Annotated in this window: 18 protein-coding genes; 7 read left to right on the top strand and 11 right to left on the bottom strand. The window is 68.9% G+C overall.

From position 1 onward, the window contains the following. Window positions 1-67: 67 nt before the first annotated feature. Window positions 68-796 carry a zinc ABC transporter ATP-binding protein AztA gene (gene aztA / locus QSK17_RS12565; protein WP_285704840.1) on the bottom strand — a complete coding sequence of 243 codons (729 nt, stop codon included), beginning with the start codon at window positions 794-796 and terminating at the stop codon, window positions 68-70. A 48-nt stretch (window positions 797-844) separates the two neighbouring features. Between aztA and aztB the strand changes: the two genes are divergently transcribed. From aztB to aztD, 4 genes are all read left to right on the top strand, one after another. Further along, window positions 845-1,750, top strand: a complete 906-nt coding sequence (gene aztB, locus QSK17_RS12560) for a zinc ABC transporter permease AztB (RefSeq protein ID WP_285704839.1) — start codon at window positions 845-847, stop codon at window positions 1,748-1,750. Next, the gene (locus tag QSK17_RS12555; protein ID WP_285704838.1) at window positions 1,747-3,009 is read left to right on the top strand and encodes an ABC transporter; all 1,263 of its coding nucleotides are present in this window, start codon (window positions 1,747-1,749) and stop codon (window positions 3,007-3,009) included. Before aztB ends, QSK17_RS12555 begins: the two co-directional genes overlap by 4 nt. A 5-nt stretch (window positions 3,010-3,014) precedes the next feature. Beyond that, window positions 3,015-4,034 carry a zinc ABC transporter substrate-binding protein AztC gene (gene aztC / locus QSK17_RS12550; protein WP_285704837.1) on the top strand — a complete coding sequence of 340 codons (1,020 nt, stop codon included), beginning with the start codon at window positions 3,015-3,017 and terminating at the stop codon, window positions 4,032-4,034. A gap of 180 nt (window positions 4,035-4,214) precedes the next feature. Further along, on the top strand, window positions 4,215-5,429 hold the full coding sequence (gene aztD, locus QSK17_RS12545; RefSeq protein WP_285704836.1) for a zinc metallochaperone AztD: 1,215 nt from the start codon (window positions 4,215-4,217) through the stop codon (window positions 5,427-5,429). A gap of 32 nt (window positions 5,430-5,461) precedes the next feature. On the opposite strand, the gene QSK17_RS12540 is transcribed toward aztD, so the two are convergent. The 7 genes from QSK17_RS12540 to QSK17_RS12510 all read right to left on the bottom strand — a co-directional run bounded on the left by QSK17_RS12540 (window position 5,462) and on the right by QSK17_RS12510 (window position 12,203). Then, on the bottom strand, window positions 5,462-5,632 hold the full coding sequence (locus tag QSK17_RS12540; RefSeq protein ID WP_285704834.1) for a hypothetical protein: 171 nt from the start codon (window positions 5,630-5,632) through the stop codon (window positions 5,462-5,464). Between the two features lie 33 nt (window positions 5,633-5,665). Beyond that, complete coding sequence (locus QSK17_RS12535) at window positions 5,666-5,968, bottom strand: hypothetical protein (RefSeq protein WP_285704833.1); 303 nt, start codon at window positions 5,966-5,968, stop codon at window positions 5,666-5,668. Window positions 5,969-5,975: 7 nt separating this feature from the next. Then, window positions 5,976-6,476: a hypothetical protein gene (locus QSK17_RS12530; protein WP_285704832.1), complete on the bottom strand. Its 501-nt coding sequence runs from the start codon at window positions 6,474-6,476 to the stop codon at window positions 5,976-5,978. A gap of 101 nt (window positions 6,477-6,577) precedes the next feature. After that, window positions 6,578-8,476 (bottom strand): DUF6571 family protein, encoded by a 1,899-nt coding sequence (locus tag QSK17_RS12525; protein ID WP_285704831.1) that lies wholly within the window; start codon window positions 8,474-8,476, stop codon window positions 6,578-6,580. A gap of 619 nt (window positions 8,477-9,095) precedes the next feature. Continuing rightward, entirely contained in the window at window positions 9,096-9,242 is a 147-nt protein-coding gene (locus tag QSK17_RS12520; RefSeq protein WP_285704830.1) for a type 1 glutamine amidotransferase family protein, read from the bottom strand. Between the two features lie 218 nt (window positions 9,243-9,460). Beyond that, the gene (locus QSK17_RS12515; RefSeq protein WP_285704829.1) at window positions 9,461-10,288 is read right to left on the bottom strand and encodes a nitroreductase/quinone reductase family protein; all 828 of its coding nucleotides are present in this window, start codon (window positions 10,286-10,288) and stop codon (window positions 9,461-9,463) included. 526 nt (window positions 10,289-10,814) lie between these two features. Further along, window positions 10,815-12,203 (bottom strand): family 2B encapsulin nanocompartment shell protein, encoded by a 1,389-nt coding sequence (locus QSK17_RS12510; RefSeq protein ID WP_285704828.1) that lies wholly within the window; start codon window positions 12,201-12,203, stop codon window positions 10,815-10,817. A gap of 407 nt (window positions 12,204-12,610) precedes the next feature. On the opposite strand from QSK17_RS12510, the gene QSK17_RS12505 reads away from it, so the two are divergent. The 3 genes from QSK17_RS12505 (at window position 12,611) to QSK17_RS12495 (ending at window position 14,802) form a co-directional block, all read left to right on the top strand. Next, window positions 12,611-13,513 carry an IclR family transcriptional regulator gene (locus QSK17_RS12505; RefSeq protein WP_285704827.1) on the top strand — a complete coding sequence of 301 codons (903 nt, stop codon included), beginning with the start codon at window positions 12,611-12,613 and terminating at the stop codon, window positions 13,511-13,513. 218 nt (window positions 13,514-13,731) lie between these two features. After that, the gene (locus QSK17_RS12500; protein ID WP_285704826.1) at window positions 13,732-14,346 is read left to right on the top strand and encodes an HAD-IA family hydrolase; all 615 of its coding nucleotides are present in this window, start codon (window positions 13,732-13,734) and stop codon (window positions 14,344-14,346) included. Between the two features lie 114 nt (window positions 14,347-14,460). After that, a complete protein-coding gene (locus QSK17_RS12495; protein WP_285704825.1) occupies window positions 14,461-14,802 on the top strand; it encodes a hypothetical protein in 342 nt (113 codons plus the stop codon). Window positions 14,803-14,924: 122 nt separating this feature from the next. On the opposite strand, the gene QSK17_RS12490 is transcribed toward QSK17_RS12495, so the two are convergent. The 3 genes from QSK17_RS12490 to QSK17_RS12480 form a co-directional block, all read right to left on the bottom strand. Beyond that, a complete protein-coding gene (locus QSK17_RS12490; RefSeq protein ID WP_502889196.1) occupies window positions 14,925-16,187 on the bottom strand; it encodes a cytochrome P450 family protein in 1,263 nt (420 codons plus the stop codon). A gap of 20 nt (window positions 16,188-16,207) precedes the next feature. Continuing rightward, window positions 16,208-16,351: a hypothetical protein gene (locus QSK17_RS12485; protein WP_285704823.1), complete on the bottom strand. Its 144-nt coding sequence runs from the start codon at window positions 16,349-16,351 to the stop codon at window positions 16,208-16,210. A 68-nt stretch (window positions 16,352-16,419) separates the two neighbouring features. After that, window positions 16,420-17,430 (bottom strand): MaoC family dehydratase, encoded by a 1,011-nt coding sequence (locus QSK17_RS12480; RefSeq protein WP_285704822.1) that lies wholly within the window; start codon window positions 17,428-17,430, stop codon window positions 16,420-16,422. Window positions 17,431-17,688 lie beyond the last annotated feature (258 nt).

Raw genomic sequence — 17,688 nt, 5'->3', positions numbered from 1 at the left:
GACCTTCGCGCGCTGACCTTCGCGCGGGGCCGGAGCTCCCGGCCCCGCGCGGCGCGCCGTGCCTTCCTCAGGGGGCGAGCGCGTTCCCGGGGGTCGGCCCCCAGAGGTGTCCGAGGGTCTCCGAGGTCAGGATCTGGCCGGGCGAACCTTCCGCGACGAGCCGGCCGTCATCGAGCAGCAGGCAGTGGTCCGCACGCCTCGCCGCGGCGAGATCGTGCGTCGCGTGGACCACTGTGACGCCGCACGCCGTCATGTCGTCGAGCACGTCGGAGACGTACCGCCGCGCTTCGAGGTCGAGCCCTGTCGTCGGCTCGTCCAGCAGGAGGAGGTCGGGCTCCTGGGCGAGCCCCTGCGCGACGAGGGCGCGCTGGCGCTGGCCTCCCGAGAGGGCGCCCAACTGGCGCGCGGCCAGGTCGAGAACGCCGAGGCGTGCCATGCAGTCGTCGACGACCGCCTGGTCCCGCGCGGACAGCCGCCGCCACGGACCGCGATGAGCCCATCGCCCCATCGCGACCGCCTCCCTGACCGTGATCGGCAGGCTGTCGGAGACCGCGCTGCGCTGCACGACGAAGCCGGGACGTCGTGTGCTCGCCCGTTCGACGGAGCCGGACACCGGGCGGATGACGCCGGCGAGCACGCCCAGGAGCGTGGACTTCCCCGAGCCGTTCGGGCCGACCACCGCGGTCACGCGACAGCGCGGGATGCGGGCCGTGATCTCGCGCAGGGCCGTCCGCCGCGAGTATCCCGCGCTGACGCCGTGAATCGCGACCGCCGCGTCCTCGTCGTTCCGCACCACGACACCTCCATTGAAAATGGTAACCGTTTTCATTGTAGAGTGTTGACCATGCAATGGTTGCTCAGCCCCTTCGAGGTGTCGTTCGTACGGCAGGCGTTGTGGGGCGGGATCCTCGTGTCCCTGATCTGCGCCCTGGCCGGGACCTGGGTCGTCCTGCGCGGCCTGGCCTTCCTCGGCGACGCGATGTCTCACGGGATGCTTCCCGGGGTGGCCCTCGCCTCGCTTTTCGGCGGCGACATCCTGCTCGGCGCTGCGGTCAGCGCGGGCACGATGGCCCTCGGCGTGACGGCGCTCGGCAGGTCACCCCGGTTGTCGCACGACACGAGCGTCGGCCTCCTCTTCGCCGGGATGCTCTCCATCGGGGTGATCGTCGTCTCGCACTCCCAGTCGTTCGCGGTTGACCTGACCGGGTTCCTCTTCGGCGACGTGCTCGCGGTCCGCCCGCGTGACCTGCTCTGGCTCGTCGCCGCCCTGGTGGTCGCCGCCGTGGTCGCGATGCTCGGCCACCGGTCCTTCGTCGCCCTCGCCTTCGACCCGCGCAAGGCGCACACCCTCGGGTTGCGGCCCGGCACGGCTCACGCCGTGCTGCTGGGGCTCGTCACCCTCGCCGTCGTCTCCTCGTTCCACGTTGTCGGAACCCTGCTCGTCTTCGCCCTCCTCGTCGCCCCACCGGCGGCCGCGGCGCTGTGGGCCCGGCGCATTCCGACGATCATGCTGGGGGCGGCCCTGCTCGGCGTCGGCTCGACGGTGACCGGCCTGATCGTGTCGTGGCATCTGGGCACGGCCGCGGGCGCGACGATCGCCGCCGTCTCCGTGTCCCTGTTCTTCATGTCGGCGGCATGCCTGCGGGCGTTCGCGTCGGCCCCGGCGGGCTCGCCGCGGCTCCGCCGTACCGGATCGGACCCGTCCGCCGCCGTCGCCCACCCCCGTACGGAAGCCGAGCACCCGTCATGACCTGGAACAGGAAGGCGAACGCGGCGCTCGCCGCGACCGTGTCCGCCGCGATGCTGCTGGCCGGATGCGCCAGTGTGAACACGGCCGATGTGAACGCCGCCGGAACGCCTGTGCAGCGGGACGAGGCGACCCCCCATGGATACGTCGAAGGCGCCGAGGAGACCGCGGAGCCGCAGGCCCGGCTCGTCATCGCCGACGGCGACACGGGGTCGGCCTATGTCCTCGACCCGAGCACCGGAAAGGTCGCCGCCGTGGGCGGCGCGGGGAGCGCGGACGGCGGTGCCGTGGGCGCGGACGGCCGGTTCGCCTATCTGACCGCTCCCGGCGGCAGGGCGACCCGCGTCATAGACAGCGGCGCCTGGACCGTGGACCACGGTGACCACTCCCACTACTACCGTGCCGACGCGCGCGAGGTCGGGATCGTGACGGGAGGGCGCCCGCGAACCGTCTTCGGAGACGCCGGCGCCATCGCCCTGACCTTCGACGACGGCACGGCGAAGGTCCTCGACCGCGTCGCGCTCGACCGGGGCGACGTCGTCGAGACCGCCGCGCTCGTCGTCGGCGGGCGCTACGGCGCCGTCGTGCCGTACGGAGGGCATCTGCTCGTGCCCGGCACTGGTCCCGGCGGCGGGGCGGCGGATCGTGTGGAGGTGCGCGGCAGGGACGGCGGCCCCGTGGCCGGGATCGGCGAGCCGTGCCCGGAACCCCGCGGCGCGGCCGTGACACGGCGAGGTGCCGTGTTCGGATGCGCCGACGGCGCGCTGCTTGTCACCGAGCGCGGCGGCGTGTTCTCGGGAGAGAAGCTCCGCTATCCCGGGAATCCGTCCGAGGACGACCGCGTCCGGGAGTTCGCCCACCGCCCAGGGAGTACGACGCTGGCGGGGCGGACCGGTGACAGGGGCATCTGGGTGCTCGACCTCTCCGCCAGGAAGTGGACGCTTCTGAAAACCGGCCCCGCGGTGGCCGTGACCGCCATCGGCGACGGAGCACCGGTCCTCTCCCTGACCGCGGACGGCGTGCTGCACTCGTACGACGCCGGATCCGGTGAGGAGATCGCGACGGCCAAGCTGCTCGCCGCACCGTCGTCCGGATCCGACGAGCCGCCGGCGCCGACCATCCAGGTGGATGCCAGCCGGGCCTACGTCAACGACCCGGTCGCGAAGGCGGTCCACGAGATCGACTACAACGACGACCTGCGGCGCGCTCGCACGTTCCGGCTCGGGTTCACGCCCACGTCCATGGTGGAGACGGGACGGTGACCACAATGACGGCTCGACATCGGGCGGCGTCGCGGCGCGCCGCCTCCTTTCTCATCGCGATCGTCCTCGGGACGTGCGTCACGCTGGCCGGGTGCGCGGGCACCGGCGAGCACCGTCCGGCCGTGGTCGTCACCACGAACATCCTCGGAGACGTCACCCGCCGCGTCATCGGCGACGAGGCCGAGGTGACCGTGCTGATGAAGCCGGACTCCGATCCGCACTCGTTCGCGATCTCGGCCCGCGAGGCGGCCGGGATCGAGAAGGCCGCGCTGGTCGTGTACAACGGCCTCGGCCTGGAGGAGGGAGTCCTGCGCCACGTCCAGGCCGCACGGGACGCCGGGGTTCCGGCCCTGGCCGTCGGCGACGGGATCGACCCGATCCGCTACACGGCCGGCCGTTCCGAGAGCGAGACCGATGCCGACGCCCGGAACGCCGGTGCCGACACCGGGAGCCCTGGAAATGCCGGGAACGACATGGCGGGGCGGCCGGACCCGCACTTCTGGACCGATCCGCGCCGGATGGCCAGGGCCGTCGATCTGATCGCCGAACGGATCGTCGCCGAGGTTGACGGCGTCAACGCCGCGGTGATCCGGGCGAACGCCGCACGCTGTCGCGCGGCGATCGAGGAGCTCGACGCGTGGATGGAGGCGCGGTTCGCGGCCATCCCACCCGGCAGGCGCAACCTGGTGACCAACCACCACGTCTTCGGCTACCTCGCCTTGCGGTACGAATTCAGGGTCGTCGGCGCGGTGATCCCCAGCGGAACGACGCTGGCCTCCCCCAGCGCGTCCGATCTGAAATCACTCGCCGACGCGATACGCGCGGCCGGAGTGTCGGCGATCTTCGCCGACTCCTCCCAGCCTGACCGGCTCGCCCAGGTCCTGGCCTCAGAGGCTGGGCTGGAGGTCCGGGTCATCCCGCTGTTCTCGGAGTCGCTGAGCACGGTGAGGAAGGGCGCGTCCAGCTACGTAGAGATGATGCGCTCCAACACCGAGGCCCTGGTCAGCGGCCTGAGCGAGGGATGACGCCCGTTCCCCGCGCGCCCAATTCCCGAAGCACCTATCTACATCTCCACCCCATCCATCTCCACCGCATCCATCCCCACCGCGCCGGACTCCCCGCGCCCCTATCCCCCAACCCGCGCCATCCTCCGGCGCGGATCCCCGACCGGAAACACAGATACGCACAGAAAGGTGCACAACAACATGAATGCCTGGCCCCGTACCAGAGTGGCGGCGCTCCCCGCGCTACTCGTCGCGGGACTTCTTCTCAGCGCCTGCACCTCGCGACAGGCCGCAACCCAGACGGCGGCCGAATCGGCGCAGAACGCGGCGTCTCCGGCGGCGTCTCCGGCGGCGTCCGCGGCGACATCCGTGGCGAATCCCCTCGTCACGACGTGCGACGGCGGACTGTACGTCCTCGACGGTGAGACCCTCCAGATCGCCGGCGACATCCCGCTCCCCGGCTTCAACCGGGTCAACCCTGCGGGCGATGACCACCACGTGCTGGTCTCCACCTCCACCGGGTTCCGCGTGCTCGACGCGATCTCGGCCACGCTGAAGTCCGACGAGTTCGCGGGGGCCAAGCCCGGCCACGTCGTACGGCACGCCGGCAAGACCGTGCTCTTCTCCGACGGGACGGGCGTGGTCACCGTCTTCGACCCGAAGGATCTCGCGGCCGGCCTGCCCAAGGGCGAGACCTACACGTCCGCGGCGCCCCACCACGGAGTCGCGATCGAACTGGCGAACGGCGAACTGTTGACCACCCTCGGCACCGAGGAGAAGCGGCTCGGCATCCTGGTGCTCGACCGGGAGCGCAAGGAGATCGCCCGCAGCGAGAAGTGCCCGGGCGTCCACGGCGAGGCCGCTGCCAAGGACGAGGCCGTCGTGATCGGATGCGAGGACGGCGTCCTGCTCTACAAGAACGGGACGATCAGCAAGATCGACAGCCCGGACCCGTATGGGCGGGTCGGCAACCAGGCCGGCTCCGAGGCGTCGGCGATCGTTCTCGGCGACTACAAGACGGACCCGGATGCCGAGCGGGAATACCCCGAGCGGGTCTCGCTCATCGACACGGAGTCCGGTTCCATGCGGCTGGTGGACCTCGGCACGAGCTACACCTTCCGTTCCCTCGCGCGCGGGCCGCGCGGAGAGGCCCTCGTGTTGGGGACCGACGGCAGGCTCCACGTGATCGACCCCGAGAAGGGGAAGGTCGTGGACCGCATCGAGATCATGGCCGAATGGCGGGAACCGCTGGAATGGCAGCAGCCCCGCCCGACCCTCTTCGTCCGCGGCCATACGGCGTACGTGACCGATCCGAGCAGGAAGGAGCTGCACGCGATCGACATCGAGTCGAGGAAGAAGCTGCGGACCGTGACACTGCCGCAGGCCCCGAACGAGCTCAGCGGAGTCAGCGGCTGACGGACTGACGGGCCACCAGGATCACCCGAGGATCAACGCGGGCGGAGGTAGTCGCCGATCGCCGCCCGCGCCTCGGGCGAGGCGATGACGTCGACCTGGTTGGCGATCTCCGCCTCCAGAGCCTCCGCCCGGCCGGCGTCCCAGGCCGCTCCGTGCAGGGTCGTCCTCGACCTCGCATTCGCCGGGAGACGCTTTCCCCCCATTGCCCGCCCGCGTTCCTCGCCAACGGAGGGAACTCAGGGCAGGCCGTACCTGATCTTGATCGTCCGGGCTTGCTCCTCGGTCACCTCGCGCGGGGTGCGAGCCAGTGTCTGGCGGAGGTCGAAGACGATCCTGTCCCCCGAGTTGCGGACACGCGTGCGGTGGTGGGCGAGCTGGGCGTCAAAACGTTTGGCGGCCGGCCCCGTCCACACCTTGCCGGAGTGGAAGTCCTGGTAGGGCGCTTCGATGCCCTGCTCTATCTCCTGGACCATCGGCTCCACCGTCCGGAGGGCGTCCCCCAACGCCTCGTACAACGGATTGGGCACCAGCTCAGCCATGACCTGATCAACCCTTCGTCGGAGAGGGCGACTCCATCTTCGGTGACGGGCTCCCCGACGGAGCACTGGCATCCGTGATGAGCTTCGGCGCGATCAGCTTCATCAACGCCGCCACATCAGCCGCGTTGTCCCGCCCAGAAGCACCGATCTGTAACTGAATGCTTATTGTGGCCTCACCACGTACGAGCACCGCAGATGCGGAGTTGCTCTTCCCGTCGGCGCCCTTGAAATACGATCCCTTGGCCCCGGGGATGATCTCCGGCAATGGGGAGGCCCCAAGCCTGATGTTTTCCTCGACCATCTCCGTATAGCCTCTCGGCATGAGATCAATCTGCAACACCTTCTGCCGATCACCGTCTTGTCGATAGGCCGCACAGTCGCCGATTCCGAGCCCATCAGAGGTCGTGAGATCAAAATAGCCACGAGCTAGCGGGTCATATACCCCTGTCATCAACGCCACCGCTTTCAGCGGAATATATCCGCAAATGTACGGAGGGGCGGCCACCACGGGTAACGGAGTGCGGTCGCTTGGCGTATTGCCACTATGACAAGCCGTTGACAGGACCAGAGCGCACGTTAGGGCAGCCACGCGGGCGACGGCCATCCCCATCATGACGAGAACTGACTGAAGCCATTGCTGAACCCTATGTCCAGAGGGTTCTCCACATTGCTCCAAGCCTTTCCTGACGGCCCTTGGTGGAGCCATTGCCGATAGGCCAAGAGCCTTCGGTATTTATCAGCGGGGTCAGTGGCCATTTTGTCGATCATCTCGTCCTTGGTCATCAGCGTTCGGCCATCTTCCTTGAGAAAATTGTTGGGATTGTCGCGGGGATCGTCTCCCTTCTTCAAGCCTTCCAGTGAGGCCCAGGGGTGGGTTGCGGCGGCAGGCTCGACCGTACCGAACAGGCCATGCTTGAGCATTGCCTGAGCAGTGAGATCATGCACGAGGTCCTGGGTCTGTCTGACGACGGAATCAGCTTTGCTGCGGGCTTCGGTCTCCGCGTTGCCCTTGGCAGCGTCCTCGATCAGCCACGTCCACGACCCCACCATGCCGGCGCTGATCGCCCCCGCAGCCTTCTGCGGGACAGCAAGGCCCATACCGACCAGGGCCGTGAGAACCTTCATGTTCCGCTCCTGCTTTTCGTCTAATTCCTTTCCTTTCTCGATCTTCGCCAGACCTGCCGCATCTGTGATCATGCCGAAGCTTCGACCTATCTGTTTAGCATTCGTCATGAGCGTGTTGTCGCCCCGCCCGGCGGACATCTCTGCGGCACCATAATCGAGAAGCTGACTCGTAAACACCGTCTGGGCCGCAAGTACGGTAGTGAAGGCGGTGGAATCCTCGAACGCCTCCTTCATGACCTGACGCAGTTGATGAGTATCAAACAACGCACCCCAGTTCTCTACGCCAGGCAGACTGGGATCGTTGTTTCCTCGAACTCCCGATTCAATGATATTGGCGTCGAACTGCGCGGTGAAGTTCACGTCGCCGACGTACCCGGCGAGGATGCGGCCTGTGCTCTCAGGGTTCACGAAAGACTTGGGGGGATAGCCCTTGTCGATACGTTCGGCTTCCAGATGGACGAACTCCGAGGTCAGCTTGGCGGAGAGATAGCCGCGCGAAGGGTTCTGCGGTGATCCGTCGTGGTCTCTGAAGGTGAGCATCGCGGCCTCCAGGGCCTTGCCCAATGCCACACCATCGTCAGCCATGCGCCCCTCCGTCAAGTAATACTTCAGCGCGGTGGGATCGCCGGCGAAGAAGTCCTGAGCCGCCGCGGGATCACGGCTGAGCGCTTCCATGAGAGTTCTCATGACGCCCGGTTCCACGGCGATGGGCTTGGCCATTACGCGATACAAGGCATCCAACTTCTTGGCGACGCTCAACAGGAAGACAGTGGCGAAGGTGCCGTGCTTGAGCGCCAAGGAGACCGCGTAGGCCTCCCTCCAGTTCAGCACGAGATCGGATGTGAGGTCATCGCGCCAGGTGTTGCTCAGCCGGGAGCTTGCAGTACCCAGCGTCTTACCGAGCGCGGCCTGGAGCCGCCTCACTTTCTTGTCGTCATCCTTTACGGTCTTCGCCATCAGACCGCGGAACTTCTTCGCGCCCATCGCGTTCATCAGCGCGACGGCGAATGTCGCGTCCCCGGTCCGCTTTTCCAGCTCCGCGAGGGTCTTGGCATCGACCTTGCCGCTTTCCGCCGCCTCAGTGATCTTCGTGACCGCGGCGTATATGTCAGGGCCGGCGGCCTTGCCGTACAGCGCCTCGTCGAAGGTGGTCAGCCCTCCGGGGAGGCCGGAGGAGGTCCCCCACTCCGTGACCTCGGCGCGGATCGTCTCACTGCGACGCCGCAGGTCGGGGCGACTGGTCTCGATCCAACTCCGCGCCTCACGCAGGACGTTCAACCCCGAGGTGTCGAGGTCGAGCTGCTGCAACGTGCGACGGATCCGCTGCTCGTTCCGGCCGAGCGCGTCCTCGGCCCGCCCGAGCCCTCGCTCGAAGTCGTCCATCAAAGCGGGGTTGATCCCCGAATACTCGCCGTCTACTCCCTGGGAGGGGTACGGGGTCGGCTGCGGGACCAGTGGACGTCCATTGCTGGTGGACGCCGTTCGGTCGTCCTTGACAGGAGAGGGCGGCGGAGCACTCGGCGACGACTGATGAGTGGGAGACGGTCCAGAGGTCGGCGTCTTCTCCGGAGTCGGCGACGGCTGGGTGCCCAGTGACCGCTCGACAGAAGGGGACGGCTGGGAGGTCGGCGAGGGTCTGGGTAACGGATGAGCCATCAGGGCGGTGGACTCCATGGGCCGGCGAAAATCGACAACTCGGCGGCCAGCGTATTTTCAATCATTCGCTTAGTAAAGGTCTCCGTCAGATCGGATACGTCATCGCAATTATGGACGGCACCAAATCTGATGGAGATCGGATCCTTTAAGAGGATCGAGTTACGACTCACCCACCCCCTTCATCAAGTTGGGCGACCAGGAACGCGAACACCACAACGGCGGCCCTCCGTCCTCTCGAGAGCTCGCTCCAGCTATTCCAAGAGCAGGAAAATCGCGCGAATCGCGACAGAGCGCGCCGGTTGGAATATCCCGGCGAACTTTCCGTTAAAACGCTGGCCCTTCATGATCACTGGATCGGCGGTTGCGGGTCGTACTGCATATTGCGGCGGACCTGCCTGGCGCGCTCGGCCCCGGCCAGGCGGGCGACCAGGTACAACGCCATATCGATCCCGGCCGAGACGCCCGAAGAGGTGACCACGTCGCTGTCGTCCACGAACCGGTGTCGTCAGGCCGTACCTCGGCAGCCTGGACCTGCTCGCGGAACTCGACCCGACCATCCCGGTGCGTGGTCGCGGGACGCCCGCACCGGCCGCGCGGGCGTCCCGCCGTTTCGTCCTTGCGCTACCCGCTCGGCCAGGCACCGCCGCGCCCACGCGGTTCTGTGCCCCCCTACGCTCGGCGGGCCGTGGCGCTCGCGGTCGGCTCAGTGGGTCAGGCGTCGAGGATCGGGATCAACTGCTCCTCCTCGTAGGTCAGATGGATTTCGAGCTCGTCCGTGAGTCGCTCGACTTCGGCGAGCACCAGCAGGGGATCCGCGCCGTCGGCGGAGATGACCTTCCGCAGGTCGTCGACAAGAGCCGCGATCTTCTCGTGTTCCCGGCGCAGCCGGTCCAGGGTCGGGGCGAGCTCGGGATAGCGCTCGGCGAGCATCACGAACATCCCGGCGTCCTCGCCCGTGTGGTGGTTGTGCAGCCCTTGGCAGAGGGTCAGGCAGTTCACCCTGAGCTGCGCGCCCAGTCCGGGACCCGACTCGGAGATCTCATTGCGGATCAGGACGAGCTCCCTCCGAAACGCGTCGTGGATCAGCTTGAGCGCCGCGCCCCAGGACGCCGCGTTCGGCGGTCCGCCCGTGACCGCCGTGAGGGCGACCACGGGGATGACCCGCGTCGTCCTGGCCTGGTAGGAGGCCCACCCGGGGTCGGCCTCGACCGCGCGGGCGAAGGCGCGGTCGCGTTCGGCGCCCTCCAGCACGACGGCCTCCGCCTCGTAGGTGAAGACACCGTCCTCGACCGTGACGCGGGGATTGGCCACCAGGTTGTGGAACCAGGCCGGATGCCTCGGCGCGCCACCGGCCGAGGCGATGACCAGGACACGTTCGCCGCCGTCGGGAAGATAGCCGACCGGGGTCGTGTGCGGAGCGCCGGACCGCGCTCCGGTGGTGGTCAACAAGAGCAACCGGGCTCCCTCGAACGGGCCGCCGACCCGTCCGCCGTTGGCGCGGAACTCCTCGATGATCTGTTGGTTGAAATCGTTCGGCATTCTCAGTTCTCTTCTCCAGGATTGTGATCCCGCGGGCCGTTCGCGGGCATGACGAAGAACCGCCTGGCGGGGCGGAACGAAATCACCACGGGACGATCTCGACCGTGGTGCGGGATATATGAAAAGGGCGCGCCGGATATCCGGCATCGTCGGTGTTCACCGACCAGGCCGGCTCATGAATGGCTCACGAAGACGACAGCGAACGGCACCGCCGTACAGGTGGAAAACGTCACGCGAAGCGCGCGGAAAGAAAGAACGGCGGGCCTCTCGCCCGCCCGGCGGTCACGCCGTGGCCGGGTGCCTCACTCGCTCTTGGCCCATGGCCGACCCGGTAGTCACAACATCAAACCCTAATGCCATGAACGCGCCGAGACAAAATCGATTTCCCTGCCGGTACGGGAGAACGCGTTAAGGCCCTGCCGCAAAGCACCACCGGAGCACGACGGCGCCCGCCCCACCGGCATCACACCGCGCATCACGGCGGGACACCGGCAGGGCGATTTCGCGAGCGTACTTCGCCGTGCCGTCAGCCGACCTCGACGCTGTCGAGCACGCCGATCGCGTCGGGCACGAGGACGGCCGCCGAATAGTAGGCGGTGACGAGATAGGAGGCGATCGCCTTCTCGTCGATGCCCGTGCACCGGACCGACACGCCGGGCTGGTACTCGTCCGGCAGCCCGGTCCGGTGCAGCCCGATCACCCCCTGGTCCTCCTCCCCCAGCCGCATGCCGATGATCGAGCTGAGCCCCTGCCTACTGACGGGGATCTTGTCGCACGGCAGGATCGGCACCCCGCGCCAGGCCGTGACCGTCGACTCCCCCACCTGCACGGAGTCGGGATAGATCCCCCGGCTGTTGCACTGCCGGGCGAAGGCCGCGACCGCCCGAGGGTGGGCCACGAAGCAGTGCGACTTCCTCCGGCGGCAGAGCAGCTCGTCGAGGTCGTCGGGGGTGGGCGGGCCGGTCCGGGTGTGAATCCGCTGCCCCAGATCCGCGTTGTGCAGCAGGCCGAACTCACGGTTGTTGACCAGCTCGTACTCCTGCCGCTCCCGCAACGCCTCGACCGTCAACCGCAACTGCTGCTCGGTCTGGTTCATCGGCTCGTTGTACAGATCCGCCACCCGCGTGTGAATCCGCAGGATCGTCTGCGCCACACTCAGCTCGTACTCCCGAGGCTCGGCCTCGTAGTCCACGAACGTCCCCGGCAGCGCCACCTCCCCCACATGACCCGCCGCCAGCTCGATCTCCGCCTCGCCGTGGGCGTTGACGGCCCGGCTCTCGGCCGGCTCCATGTTGTCGAGGTACTCCCGCAGCTCCGGCGACTGGGCGGCGATCTCCTGGAACGCTCCACGCGACAGGATCAGCGCCGTGCAGGGGGTGATGGCCTTGGCCGTGAAGTCCCACACGGCCGTCTCCTCGGTCAGGCCCCGGTCGCCGAGGTGGTGGCCGTCGGCCAGGACCTCGGCGACCGTCTCGGTTCCGTACGCGCCGGCCGCGATCTTGTTCACCTTGCCGTGGGCGATCAGGATCACGCGGTCCGCCGGCGCGCCCGCGCTGACGATCACCTCGCCAGGTTCGAACTCCCGCTGGGTGAACCGTCCGGCGATGGCCTCCAGTACGTCGCTGTCGTCGAACCGGCGCAGGGTGGGCAGCTCGCACAGCTCGGCCGGGATGACGCGTACCTCGGCTCCGGTGGAGACGAACCTGATCCGCCCGTCGCCCACCGCGTAGCTGAGCCTCCGGTTGACCCGGTACGCCCCGCCGACCACCTGCACCCAGGGAAGGACCCGGAGCAGGTGCCGCGAGGTGATCTCCTGCATCTGCGGCACGGACTTGGTCGTCGTCGCCAGGTTCCGCGCCGCGGCGGTGCCGAGGCTCAGCTGCGGCTGGTCGTTCGAGGAAACGGTTTCCGTCATGACGTGAACCACCTGATCTCTCTCGGGTTTCCTGGGCGTGCGCGCGAAACGCGCGGCGAGGAGGCATCGTGATCTCCCGGCGCGCGGTCAGGGTTTTCGCGCGGGTGTGGCGGGAGTACGGGGCAGGGCTACGGGGGCGATGTGCCGGGGATGGAATGCCAGGGAAGGGGTTCCAGGGGCGGGAAGCGCCGGGCTCGCTACCGGGTGCGATGGATGAGGCTGTCGGCCAGCATGGCCAGCCCGGCCTTCGCGTCGGTGTCGATCGGCGCGGCGCCGAGGACGTGGAGCGCCTCACGGGCGCGCTAGATACGCAGTGTGGTGATTCATCGCCATGGGTAATCATGGTCTTGCGAATCCCCCAGCCGGAGCATGTCCCCATATCGCCCGTTAGGTGACACACCGACAGAATGCCGCGAACCATCACCCATAAGGGATCACCCCTGACGCGACAGCTGCCCCCCGTCCAGCCGCAGAGCGGCCTTGAGAAGCCGAACGGCCTCCAGCGACCGAGCAGCCTGGAGAAGCCGAGCAGCCTGGAGAAAGCGATCACGATCCTCACCTCACTGAGCGCGGCCGTCCAGCCGATGAGCCTCGCCCAGCTGTCCAGGAGGACCGGCCTGCCGAAGACCACGACGTACCGCCTGCTCGGCGTCCTGTGCGCCAAGGGCTTCGCGCAGCGGATCGGCATCGACTACGCCATCGGCGACCAGCTGGTCACCCTGGCCCGCCCGGCGCCGAGGATGATCCCCGGCACGCGCCCCATCGTGCTCCCGCACATGATCCGCCTCTACGAGCTGACCCGGCAGACGGTCAACCTCGCCGTCCCCCGAAGCCTGGAGATCGCCTACGTCGAGCGGGTGTACGGGCACAGCCGGGTGAGTTCACCGTCCGACGAGGTCGACCGCGCGCCCCTGCACTGCACCGCGGGCGGCAAGGTGCTGCTCGCGTTCGATCACGAGCTCAACGCCGCCTTCCACGACCGCGGCGCCCTGCGGCGGATGACCCGGCGCACCGTCGTCGGGCACGCCGCCCTCGACCGGGAGCTCCGCATGGTCCGCCGCCACGGCATCGCCTATTCGCGGGAGGAGTTCGCCGAGGGCGTCGTCTGTGCGGCCGCCCCGGTGTTCGACGCCGACGGCAGGGTCCGCATGGCGGTGAGCGTGGCAGGTTCCTCGCCGTCCGCCGTCTCCGGAGAGGTCGCGGCCATGGTCAAGCAGACCGCGCACGCCATTTCCGTCACCATCGTCAAGGCGCTCTCCGCGATGACGGTGCGGCCGCGTGCCGACGGACCACCCGCGTCCTTCCTCTGACTTCCTCTGACCTTCCTCTCGCTGCCCTTCCCCCGAGTCAGCACGCGTGGGGCAGCCCATCAGCGCGCAGGCGGGCATGATCGGCCAGGATGGCAGAAGGCCGCGCGTGCCCGGCGACCGAGCATCGCGCGTCCCCGGTACGAACGGCTGTCCCCTGTGTATCCCCCGAGCACGGCCGGGTCCCTGGCGGGATCGGCCGTCCCCCGACAAGGAGAACTGTGACGGTGTCCTTCGACGCGGTGTTGTGCGACTTCGACGGTGTGCTCCGGTTTCACGACCCGGCGGCGCAGGCGCGGATCGACGAGGCGTACGGGCTGGCGCCCGGCACCGTCCTGAAGACCGCGCTGAGCCCGGCGTTGATGGGCCCCGCCACGCTCGGCCAGATCACCTGCGAGGAATGGGAGGAGTGGCTCGTCACCGCGTTCGCCGAGGTCCTGGGCTCACCCGAGCGTGCCGCACGGCTGGTCGAGGAGTTCGCCGCGGTGCCGGCGTGGATCGACGAGGGGGTGCGCGACCTGCTGGCCGAGGCGCGGCGGCGGGTGCCGGTGGTGCTGGTCACCAACGCCACGACCCGGCTGGAGGAGGACCTCGACCGGCTGGGAATGGCCGGCTTCGCGAACGCCGTCGTGAGCAGCGCCCGCGTCGGGATCGCGAAGCCGGACCGGCGGATCTACGAGATCGCCGCCGGACTCGCGGGTGCGGTCCCGGAGCGGTGCCTGTTCGTGGACGACCGGCCGGAGAACGTCGCCGCCGCCGTCGCGCTCGGCATGACCGGGGTCGTGTACGGCGAGCTCACCGACCTGCGGACCGCGCTGGCTCCTCTCGCCGAGTGACCGCTGCGCGGCCGGCGCCGATCGGTGCGGATCTTCCCGCGCGGCGAGACCGGGCTCGGCCGTCTCCATGTGCGAGCATGATCGCCGGGGGGCTCCAGAGTGTTCGGGGGAGAAATGCTTCGCAGGTTCGTGTTGGCGGCGGCCATCGCCGCCGGTCTGTCCGTGTCGGCGGCGGCACCGTCCTGGGCGGCCGACGACTTCACATCGGCGGCGTCAGCCGTGTCACCTGTGTCATCCGTGTCATCTGTGTCCGCGACGTGCGCCCCGGGCTCGCCCTGCGCGGCCGCGCTGTGCCCTCCGGGCACCGTCTGCGTCCCGTCGCCCAAGCAGTGCTTCACCACGCCGTGCCCGCAGTTCGACTGCGTCCCGGTGTCCCAGGTCCCGCGGGTGCCCCGGGTGCCCCGGGTGGCCTCGCTGGTCAACTTGCTCCTGTCCTTGAACCTGCGGCTCGTGTAGCGCTGCGCAGGCCGGTGTGCAGGCCGGGCCCCTCTCCCCGAGAGTGTCGGGAAGAGGGGCCCGGCCATGTACGCCCAGAGTGGACGGGCCGCGCCCGGCTCGCGTACGGGCGCAGCCGTCCGTCAGGAGTGCAGGCGGACGGGGAGCCGCGCCAGACGCCAGGAGCCGGGCAGGAGCTGACGTTCCAGATCTTCGGGCGCCACGGCCAGACGGAGATCGGGGAAGCGGCGGGTGAGCGCCCGGAACGCGACCTCGCCCTCCTGGCGGGCCAGCGCCGCGCCGAGGCAGTAGTGCAGGCCGTGCCCGAACCCGACGTGGACCTCGCGGCGCCCGTCGGGCTCACGGGTGATGTCGAGCCGTTCGGGGTCGTCGAACCGGCGGGGGTCATAGTTGGCCGATACGAGCACGGCCATCACCGGCTCGCCGCGCCCGATCCGCGTCCCCTCGATCTCCACGTCCTCGGCCGCGTACCGGATCCTGGTGCCCTGCACGGGCCCGCACCAGCGCATCAGCTCGTGGACGGCGCGGGGCGCCAGCTCGGGATCGGCGCGGAGCGCGGCGAGCTGGTCGGGGTGGGTCAGCAGCGCGACGGTGCCGTTGCCGATCAGGTGGGCGGTGGTCTCGTGGCCGGCGAGGACCAGGGTCAGCACCATCGTGACCATCTCGGTGTCGCTGAGCCGGCCGCCGTCCTCGTCATGGGCCCGGATCAGCCCGGTGAGCAGGTCACCGGTCGGCTGCGCCCGTCGGCGCTCGATCAGGTCCTGGATGTAGGTCACCAGCTGGCGCAGCGAATCCGCCATCGCCCCCGGCCGCATGGACACCAGGGACCTGCCCCAGTCGCGCCACTGCGGGCGGTCCTCCTCCGGGATGCCGACCAGCTCGCAGATGACCGTGATTGGCAGCGGATAGGCGAACCCCTCGATGAGGTCGACCACGCCGTCCTCGGCCAGGTCCGGAAGCCGGTCGAGGAGGTCTTCGGTGATCTCCTCCACACGCGGCCGCAGCTCCGAGACCCGCCGCGCGGTGAAGGCGCGGGAGACCAGCCTCCGCAACCGGATGTGGTCGTCGCCGTCGGCGTCGAGGACGCTGTCGAGCACGTACTGGGCGTACTCCCGCGGGAGCCCGCGGGCCTTGATGACTTCCTCGCGGACGTTGTGCACGTCCATCCCCGGCACGTTGGCGGGGTTGTTCACGAAGCGCTGGTCGCTCAGCACGGTTTGGACGTCGTCGAACCGGGTCACCAGCCAGATCGGGGTGCTCACGCCCGCGAAGACGGCGCGCGTGACCGGCGCCTGCTCCCGGATGCGCGAGTACCCGCGGAACGGATCCCGCAGCAGGTCAGGGTCCATCATGTCGACGGGACCGACAGTGCTGGGAGTGCTCATCATTGCCTCCATCGGACGTGTCAGATGCGTTTCTGCCTGCTGTTCTCCTCGTTCAAACGGTCGAGCGGGATCTGGTAGAGCGCTGGCACCTGGGGCGCCACCCCCGCAGCGGCCTCCTCGGCGCCGGGGATCTCGAAGGCGGAGCGGACGACGTGGGCGACCATGCCGGCCCTCTATACCCCGTGACCAATTCGAAGAATCCGGTCAACGAGTCAAAGTTCCGGCGGCGTTCCTACGCCATGACGGCGACGAACCTCCAGTCGAGGACGTTCCGCGGCTCGCCGTCGCCCACCGCGGCGACCAGTGAACGGAGGTGGACCAGCCCGCCTCCGCCGGGCAGCGGGCTGCGGCGCTCCACGACGATCTCACTGCACAGCGTGTCCCCTTCGTGGACGGGACCGACGTGGTCGCAGCCGTGCCAGGCCACGACCGTGACCAGGTTCGGCAGCACCCTGGCGGCCTGGGACAGCGCGAGGCCGATGGTGTGCCCGCCGTACACCAGCCGCCGCGAGCCTCCGGCGGCGCGCACGTCGTGATGCACCTGCGCGATGTTCAGGGTGAGCCTGGCCAGTTCCGGAGCGCCGGACACCACGTCTCCGCCGCCCACCTCCCACCTCTCGCCCTCGGCCACGTCGGAGAAGTGCCGGCCCGCGACCCGGTCCCTGAACCGATCGAGGCGCCAGCCCGCCAGCGCCCCCGTGGCCGCCTCGACGAGATCCACGCCCGCGGCGGCCGCACCTACCGAGTCGAGATCGGCGTCATGGCCGGTCACCACCTCGGGATTCCGGAGCGGCAACATCGCGCAACGCCAGAAGTCGAGCACCGGCGTCCCGTCCTGATCCATCGTGCTGATCCGCAGCACCGCCAGCCCGGTCGGACGGCGGCCCGGTTTCGGCCGGTTCTGCCGCAGCGCCACCACCTCCGTGGACGTGCGCAGCGTGTCCCCGATCACCGGCAACCGGCGAAAGACGAGCCCGCGGTAGAACAGGTTCGCCTTCACGTGATGAGTGACGAGCGTGGACTGACCGATCGCCACGTCCCAGACCAGCGCCGGATGCGCCGGCGTCGCTCCCCCCGTGACCTCCCCGCAGAGATGCTCGTCCAGCGGCAACCGCAGCCGATCACCCACGACCGCCTGATGGACCGCGGCGTGTCCCGCCGTGAGTGTGACTCCCGGCGCACCGTCGAACACCTGCCCGGCCGCCAGCTCCTCGAAGTACGGCCCTTCCGCGATCGCCGTCACCGGCCCACTCCTTCTCCCCGCTCCGTAACGCGTCCGGCCACCACCGCGACCCCCTCGTCGAACATCTTTCCCTCGGGCTTCACGGAACACCCCGCAAATGTTTAATCTACCTTCAGTTAAATACCGTGGACGGCGGCCGACCGCGTATGATCGCTCCGTGCCCAGGAAAACCGGCGAACCCACCCCGGAAGAAAGCTCCAAGTCAGCCCGCACACGCCAGCGCATCCTCAACGCCGCGGCACACGTCCTCAGCCGCAA

Source organism: Microtetraspora sp. NBRC 16547 (assembly GCF_030268965.1).
GTDB lineage: Bacteria > Actinomycetota > Actinomycetes > Streptosporangiales > Streptosporangiaceae > Microtetraspora.
The sequence above is the reverse complement of the archived record's forward strand: the minus strand, read 5'-3'. Positions and strand labels throughout refer to the sequence as shown.

Coding starts and splice junctions, on each gene's coding strand:
- aztB (WP_285704839.1), top strand. CDS start 845: ATGCAATGGTTGCTCAGCCCCTTCGAGGTGTCGTTCGTACGGCAGGCG.
- QSK17_RS12555 (WP_285704838.1), top strand. CDS start 1,747: ATGACCTGGAACAGGAAGGCGAACGCGGCGCTCGCCGCGACCGTGTCC.
- aztC (WP_285704837.1), top strand. CDS start 3,015: ATGACGGCTCGACATCGGGCGGCGTCGCGGCGCGCCGCCTCCTTTCTC.
- aztD (WP_285704836.1), top strand. CDS start 4,215: ATGAATGCCTGGCCCCGTACCAGAGTGGCGGCGCTCCCCGCGCTACTC.
- QSK17_RS12540 (WP_285704834.1), bottom strand. CDS start 5,632: ATGGGGGGAAAGCGTCTCCCGGCGAATGCGAGGTCGAGGACGACCCTG.
- QSK17_RS12535 (WP_285704833.1), bottom strand. CDS start 5,968: ATGGCTGAGCTGGTGCCCAATCCGTTGTACGAGGCGTTGGGGGACGCC.
- QSK17_RS12525 (WP_285704831.1), bottom strand. CDS start 8,476: ATGGACGACTTCGAGCGAGGGCTCGGGCGGGCCGAGGACGCGCTCGGC.
- QSK17_RS12515 (WP_285704829.1), bottom strand. CDS start 10,288: ATGCCGAACGATTTCAACCAACAGATCATCGAGGAGTTCCGCGCCAAC.
- QSK17_RS12510 (WP_285704828.1), bottom strand. CDS start 12,203: ATGACGGAAACCGTTTCCTCGAACGACCAGCCGCAGCTGAGCCTCGGC.
- QSK17_RS12505 (WP_285704827.1), top strand. CDS start 12,611: ATGCCGCGAACCATCACCCATAAGGGATCACCCCTGACGCGACAGCTG.
- QSK17_RS12495 (WP_285704825.1), top strand. CDS start 14,461: ATGCTTCGCAGGTTCGTGTTGGCGGCGGCCATCGCCGCCGGTCTGTCC.
- QSK17_RS12490 (WP_502889196.1), bottom strand. CDS start 16,187: ATGAGCACTCCCAGCACTGTCGGTCCCGTCGACATGATGGACCCTGAC.
- QSK17_RS12485 (WP_285704823.1), bottom strand. CDS start 16,351: ATGGTCGCCCACGTCGTCCGCTCCGCCTTCGAGATCCCCGGCGCCGAG.